The sequence below is a fragment of the Kitasatospora sp. NPDC051984 genome (assembly GCF_044593455.1).
In the GTDB taxonomy this organism is placed as follows: Bacteria; Actinomycetota; Actinomycetes; order Streptomycetales; family Streptomycetaceae; genus Kitasatospora.
This window is the reverse complement of sequence record NZ_JBIUCB010000010.1, coordinates 85584-92411: the sequence shown is the minus strand read 5'-3', so window position 1 is coordinate 92411 and position 6828 is coordinate 85584. Positions and strand designations below refer to the sequence as shown.

Sequence of the window (6828 nt, the reverse complement as noted above, 5' to 3'; positions counted from 1 at the left end):
GGGGGGGGGGGGGGGCCCCCGGGGGCCCCGGCCCGGGGGGGGGGGGGGGGGCGCCCCCCGGGGGGGGCCCCCCCCCCCCCCACGTCCTGATTACAGGCCGAGCGACTTCGCGATGATGGTGCGCATGACCTCGCTGGTGCCGCCGTAGATCCGGAAAACCCGGTTGTCGGTGTAGAGGCGGGCGATCGGGTACTCCAGGATGTAGCCGTAACCGCCGTGCAGCTGGAGGCACTTGTCGATCACCTCGGAGGCCGACTCGGTGCAGAACAGCTTGGCCGCCGCGGCGTCCGCGACCGTCAGCTCGCCGTTCTGGTACAGCTCCAGCGCCTGGTCGACCATGGCCTGCTGGGCGAGCACCTGGGCCTGGCAGTCGGCCAGCGAGAACTTGGTGTTCTGGAACTCGGCAACGGCCTTGCCGAACACCTTGCGCTCCTTGACGTACTTCACCGCGAACTGCACCGCGGCGGCGGCCGAGGCGTACGCGCCGACCGCGATCGCCAGGCGCTCCTGCACCAGGTTGTGGGTCAGGTAGGAGAACGCCCGGCCCTCCTCGCCGAGCAGGTTCTCCACCGGGACCTTGACGTCGGTGAAGGCCAGTTCGGCGGTGTCCGAGGTGCGCAGGCCGATCTTCTGCAGCTTGCGGCCGACCGAGTAGCCCTCGGAGGTGGTGTCCACGCACAGGATGGACAGGCCCGCGCGGCGGTCCGCCGGGTCGTACGGCGCGGTGCGGCAGACCACCAGGACCAGGTCGGCCAGCACGCCGCCGGTGATGAAGGTCTTGGCGCCGTTGAGCACGTAGTGGGTACCGTCGGCGGACAGCTTCGCGGTGGTGGCGATGCCCGCCAGGTCGGAGCCCGCGCCCGGCTCGGTCATCGCGATCGCGGTCATGATGTCGCCCGAGACGAAGCCCGGCAGCCAGCGCTGCTTCTGCTCCTCGGACGCGTACTCCATCAGGTACGGCAGCACCAGGCCGGTGTGCACGCCGGAGGAGCCGAAGGTGACGCCCGCGCGGGCGGTCTCCTCGTAGATGACCGCCTGGTACTTGAAGCCGGTCTCGCCGGCGCCGCCGTACTCCTCCGGGACCTCGATGCCGTAGACGCCGAGCTCGCCCAGCTTGCGGTAGAAGTCGCGCGGCGGGTGGCCGGCCTCCTCCCAGCTCTCGTAGACCGGGACGACCTCGTTCGCGATGAAGTCCCGGATGGTCTCCCGGAACGCCTCGTGGTCCTCGTTGTACACGGTGCGGCGCACGGTGCGCTCCCTTCGGCGGCCCGCCGGCTGGTGCCCGGCTGGTTGGTCGGCGCAGTCAAGTTAATCGCCGGTAGCTTGCGGTGTCCAGGGTCGGCGGCGACCCGTCGGACGGCGCATCGGCCGAGGTCAGCCGAACCGTCGACGGACCTCCGGGCGCAGGCGTCGGAAGGGTCTGCTGGGATGGGCTCCGGGGCACGCGTGCCTCGGCCGATCGCGACGGGAGCCGCATGAACAACGAGAACACCGCGAAGCTGGCGGTGCTGATCGACGCCGACAACGCCCAGGCGTCGATCGTCGAGCACCTGCTGGCGGAGGTCGCCAAGTACGGGACGGCGCACGTCAAGCGGGCCTACGGGGACTGGACCGGCACCGCGCTGAAGGGCTGGAAGGCGCAGCTGCTGGAGCACTCGATCCAGCCGATGCAGCAGTTCGCGTACACCACCGGCAAGAACGCGACCGACGCCGCGATGGTGATCGACGCGATGGACCTGCTGTACACCGGCCGGTTCGACGGCTTCTGCCTGGTCTCCAGCGACAGCGACTTCACCAGGCTGGCCTCCCGGATCCGCGAGTCCGGGCTGACGGTGTACGGGTTCGGGGAGCGCAAGACGCCCCGGGCCTTCGTCGCCGCCTGCGACAAGTTCATCTACGCCGAGAACCTGACCCCGATCGCGCATGCCGTCGCGCTGGCCGAGCCGATCGAGCCCGGGCAGTTGGACGGGGCGATGGCCGCCCTGCTGCACAGCGTGCTGGAGTCGGCGTCCGGGGACGACGGCTGGGCGCACCTCGGCGAGGTCGGCAACCAGATCCGCAAGCGCAAGCCGGACTTCGACCCGCGCACCTACGGGTTCCCCAAGCTGATGCCGCTGCTGGAGGCGAACGGCCAGTTCGAGGTGGTCAAGCGCAACCACGGCGAAGGCAACCCGCCGGTGGCCTACGCGCGGACCCGCCGCCAGAGCTGAAATTCGGGGCCGTGGTGGTCTCTCTGCAAACTGGTGCGAAAGTCGTACCGGGGGCGGCCGCACGTTTCCCCGGTGCCCGTAAATGGCTTGTGATTTCGGCCGGTTGGCGGCATCCGGGGTGATCACCCGTATGGTGGCCGGGAGTTGACCGAGTATCGACAGAAATCGAGGAAATCCGAAAACAGTGGTCGCCTGATTGTCGTACTGGCACACTGGGGCCTCATGTCTGATGGCCTTCCCCCCGTTTCCGGCGCCGACGGAAGTGGCGTCGAATTCCCCGCGTCCGAGAACTCCGAGAATCTGCGCACCACGGAGGTCGACCTCGGCGGCCTGGTCGGCGTGCTCGCCACGCACCTCTACTCGACACCACTGGTGGCACTGCGCGAACTGGTGCAGAACGCCCACGACTCGCACACCCGGCGCAGGCTGGAGGACCCGGAGAGCACCTACCGGCCACTGATCCGGGTCACCGGCGACCCGGCGGCCCGGACGGTGGCGATCGAGGACAACGGGGCCGGGCTCACCGAACCGGAGATCCACGCCTACCTGGCCACCGTCGGCACCGGCTACACCCGGATGCTGCGCGACCTGACGGGCAACCAGGAACTCATCGGCGCTTTCGGACTGGGCTTCCTGTCGGCGTTCTCGGTCGCCGAGGAAGTGACCGTCACCACCGCCTCGCACCGCGAACCGCACGCCGCGCACACCTACCGCAGCCGCGGCGGCGAGCAGTACAGCGTCGAGCCCGCCGCACCCCGCCCCGCGGCCGGCACCGTGGTGACCCTGCGGCTCAAGCCCGAGCACGCCCACCTCGCCGACCAGGAGGCGCTGCGCGAAGTCCTCGCCCGGTACTGCGTGCTGCTGCCCATCGACGTGTTCGTCGGCGACGACGACGAGGCCGTCAACAACGTCGCGGTGCCGTGGCGGCAGGACCTGCCAGGCTCGCCCTACCTGCACCGGATGCGCTTTGCCACCGCCTTCGCCCGAAGCTTCGAACCGCTGACCGCGTTCCCCGTCCGGCCCGCCGACGACCGCACCGACGCCGTCGGCCTGCTCTGGGTCCAGGACGGCGGCACCTACGGCTCCAGCGACAACCGCGACCTCGCGGTCTACCTGCGCGGCATGCTGCTCGCCGACGACGCCCGCGACCTGCTGCCCAGCTGGGCCGGCTTCATCGGCGGCGTGGTCGAGTCCAGCCGGCTCACCCCCACCGCCAGCCGCGAGGACCTCCAGCGCGACGAGCACTACCGGGCCCTCCAGCAGGCCCTCACCGACGCCATCGTCGACGGCCTGTACGAGACCGCCCGGCTGCACCCCGCCGCCTGGCGGCGGATCCTCGCCCGGCACGGCCAGGAACTGCTCGGCGCCGCCCTCTGCGACGACCGGCTGTTCACCCTGCTCGCCGACGACGTCCCCGTCCCCACCTCGCAGGGCGAACTCACCGCCGGCGCCCTGCGCGCCGCCGGCTCCGGCGCCGTGCACGTCGCACTCGGCAGCGGCGGCGGCTTCGAGGAGATGCTGTACCGCGCGATGCAGGTACCGATCGCCCGCGGCGACCGGTACGCCGTCCTGCCGTTCCTGCGCCGCTACGCGCAGCTGCGGGACTGCCGGATCGTCGAACTCGGCAGCGAGAGCGGCAACCGCGAACTGTTCCGTGCCCCCGACCTGCCGCTGCCCGCCGAACAGCACGCCTGGCTGAGCGCCGCACTCACCGACGACGGCGAACAGCTCGTCCCGGCCCGCTTCGACCCGCCCGGGCTGCCACTGGTGCTGGTGCCCGACCGCGAGGCCGAACTCAAGGCCCGGATCGAGGACGACCAGGCGGACGCCCGCATCCCGTCCGCCGCGCTGCGCCTCGCCCGGGCGTTCACCGCGCGCACCGACGGCACCGTCAAGGCCCGGCTCTACCTCAACCTGGCCTCGCCCGCCGTGCACGACCTGCTGGCCGCCTACCGGGCCGGACACACCGGGGCGGCCACCGCCGCCGCGCTGCTGCGCTCGCTGAAGGTGATCATGGCGGCGGCCTCCGGCTCGACGGGCGGCTCGGGCGGCTCGGGCGGCGACCTGACCGCCGCCCTCGGCGGCATCTCCACGGCGGTGGCCGCGCTCACCGCCGACGTCCCCGCCGACGGCCTGTCGGCGGTGCCCGACACCATCTCCGCAGACACTCCGCAGGGGGACGAGGAACGATGACCACCGACATCTGGTCCTGGGTGCACGACACCCACCGCCAGCTCGCCGAATCCGGCCAGCACCGGCTCGCCGACGCACTCGCCGAGATCGCCGGCCACGCCGTCGAGGGCCGCAACGAGCAGCTCGACGCGATGTACCCCGAGGCGCTCGCCTCGGCCCGGGCCCTCGGCCTGCCCTGGGTGGAGGTCTTCCTGCGGCACTGGCGGCTGCAGAACCTGCTCAACAAGCGCTACCAGGGCGAGGCCGCGATGTCCGAGGCGGTGTCGCTGCTGGAGTTCGCGCACCGCGAGGAGACCGCCTCCTGCCCGCAATCGGTGTGCGCCGTCCAGGACTTCACCATCTGCCACGCCAACATCGACGGCCCCGGCTACGTGCCCGAGCGGCTCGCCGTGCTCGAGGAGACCCTGGAACGGGTCGAACCCGCCCGGGCCTGCTTCGACTGCCTCTCCCGCGAATACGCCGACACCCTGGAGGACGACGGCCGCCCCGCCGACGCCCTCGGCTACCTCGACCGCGCGCAGACCCGGATCCAGGCCGCCGGCGAGAACGTCTCGCTGTCCTTCGCGCACAGCCGGGTATCGGCCCTGCACCGCCTCGGCCGGCACCAGGACGCCCTGGACGCCTACGACACCGCCGAACACGCCTACGTCGCCGCCGGGAACCGCCTCGACGACGACGACCGCCGCAAGCTCGCCGTCGGCCGCGCCCTCCAGCACGCCGCCCTCGGCCGCACCGCGACCGCCCTCGAACTGCTGCCCGACGCCGAAGAGGCCGACCGCTACCCCGACATCCGGCACCGCTGGACCGCCGCCGTCGAACTGCTCACCGCCGCGGGCGAGTTCCCCAACGACGCCGCCCTCGGCGCCCGGCTGGCCGGCTGGGCCGGCGAACTCGACGCCGCCGGCTCCCACCGCCCCTGCCTCGACCTGGTGCTGACGGCCGGCCGGCTCGCCCTCGCCCGCGGCGCCCGCGAGGTCGCCCTCACGCTGGCCCGCACCGGCACCCGCAAGCTCGGCCGGCTGCGCCGCACCGACGGCGTCGCCGAACAGGTGGCCGAGCTGAAGGCCGCAGCCGAAGCCCTGCCGCACCCCGAACTGCCCGTCCCCGTGGACGAGTTGCCGCAGTGGCTGGCCGAGAACCGCCCCGAGCCGGAGACCGGCGCCGACCTGCTGGCCGCCGCCCTCGCCGGCGACGACGCACCCGACACCGTCCTGGTGCTCAACCTGGCCGGCGCGCTCGGCGCCCTCGGCCACGCCCGCGCCGTCACCGAACTGCTCTGGGCCCAGCTCGAACTCGACCCCGACAGCGACTACCTCACCGGCATGCTCGGCCAGCTGCTGATCGACGCCGAGGACGGCGACGGCATCGACCGGCTCGCCGACCGGCTGTCCGCCGACCCCGCCGACGCGCACTGGCTGCGCGCCCGCTGGGCCGCCGCCCAGGGCCGCTGGGCGGAGGTCGGCGAGCAGTGCGCCGCCGTCCTCGTGCACGAACCGGACGCCCTCAACACCCGCCGGCTGGCCGCCTCCGCCGCCACCCGCCGCGGCGACCACGCCGAGGCCCAGCGGCTCTACGAGGAGCTGCTGGAGCACGCCCTCGACCCCGCCGAGGCCGGCGAGGACGAGGAACACCGCACCGTTCAGCCCCCCGACCTCTGGCACCTCGCCACCGCCGCCACCGCCAACCGCGACTGGCCCGCCGTCCGCGCCGCCGGCGCCCGCCTCGGCATCGAGTTCGACACCGACAGCGGCCCGATCGACGAGGAGTGGCAGCTGATCGAACTCCGCGCCCCGCGCCTGGGCGGCACCACCGTCGACCTGCCCGCCCTGCGCACCGGCCCCGCCACCGCCCGGGTGCTGCCGGTCCTCGGCGACGACCACGACCTCAACCACGGCGATGTCGTGGTGTTCTCCCCCGCCGTTCTCAACGACCGCCCCGAACCCGGCGAGGAGGACGACTGGCGCCCGGCCTTCGAGTTCCTCACCCTGCTCGACCCGGCCGGCTACACCACCTACTGGATCGACGGCGCCCTGCCCGACGAGGACACCTGGTACGCCCTGCGCGGCGCCCTCCAGGAAGCCGGCTACGCGGTCTGGGCCTACAGCGGCGACCAGTACCGCATCACCGACCCGCACCACGACGGCGAAACCCTCCCCGGCATCTACGCCGCCCTCGGCGTCCCGCCCACCGCCTCCGCCAAGGAAGCCGACATCCTCCTCACCGACCTCACCGCCTCCTGGCCCCACCCCCTCGCCTGGCCCGCCCTCGCCGAAGCCGCCGGCGCCGACCTCGAACGCCACCGCACGATCGTCGACGACTACGACCTGTAGGCCCTCCCGCCGCCGCCCGCGGTCCGGTCATCCCCGGACCGCGGGCCGTCGGCGGCCGGTACGGTGAGTAATGCAGGCGTTGGGCCGGACACCGC

General features: G+C 72.8%; 4 protein-coding genes. 3 read left to right on the top strand and 1 reads right to left on the bottom strand.

Going from position 1 to position 6828, the window contains the following annotated elements:
• Window positions 1-90 precede the first annotated feature (90 nt).
• Window positions 91-1248 (bottom strand): acyl-CoA dehydrogenase family protein, encoded by a 1158-nt coding sequence (locus ACIHEI_RS21035; protein ID WP_392949924.1) that lies wholly within the window; start codon window positions 1246-1248, stop codon window positions 91-93.
• 227 nt (window positions 1249-1475) lie between these two features.
• Here ACIHEI_RS21035 and ACIHEI_RS21030 point away from each other — a divergent pair, with 227 nt between their 5' ends.
• From ACIHEI_RS21030 to ACIHEI_RS21020, 3 genes are all read left to right on the top strand, one after another.
• Window positions 1476-2210 (top strand): NYN domain-containing protein, encoded by a 735-nt coding sequence (locus ACIHEI_RS21030; RefSeq protein WP_392949921.1) that lies wholly within the window; start codon window positions 1476-1478, stop codon window positions 2208-2210.
• A gap of 222 nt (window positions 2211-2432) precedes the next feature.
• Entirely contained in the window at window positions 2433-4403 is a 1971-nt protein-coding gene (locus ACIHEI_RS21025; protein ID WP_396607663.1) for an ATP-binding protein, read from the top strand.
• Window positions 4400-6733, top strand: a complete 2334-nt coding sequence (locus tag ACIHEI_RS21020) for a tetratricopeptide repeat protein (protein ID WP_396607662.1) — start codon at window positions 4400-4402, stop codon at window positions 6731-6733. Before ACIHEI_RS21025 ends, ACIHEI_RS21020 begins: the two co-directional genes overlap by 4 nt.
• The last annotated feature ends 95 nt before the right edge of the window (window positions 6734-6828 follow it).

Excerpts from the sequence above, each read along its gene's own strand:
- ACIHEI_RS21030 (WP_392949921.1), top strand. The coding sequence starts at position 1,476 with ATGAACAACGAGAACACCGCGAAGCTGGCGGTGCTGATCGACGCCGAC.
- ACIHEI_RS21020 (WP_396607662.1), top strand. The coding sequence starts at position 4,400 with ATGACCACCGACATCTGGTCCTGGGTGCACGACACCCACCGCCAGCTC.
- ACIHEI_RS21025 (WP_396607663.1), top strand. The coding sequence starts at position 2,433 with ATGTCTGATGGCCTTCCCCCCGTTTCCGGCGCCGACGGAAGTGGCGTC.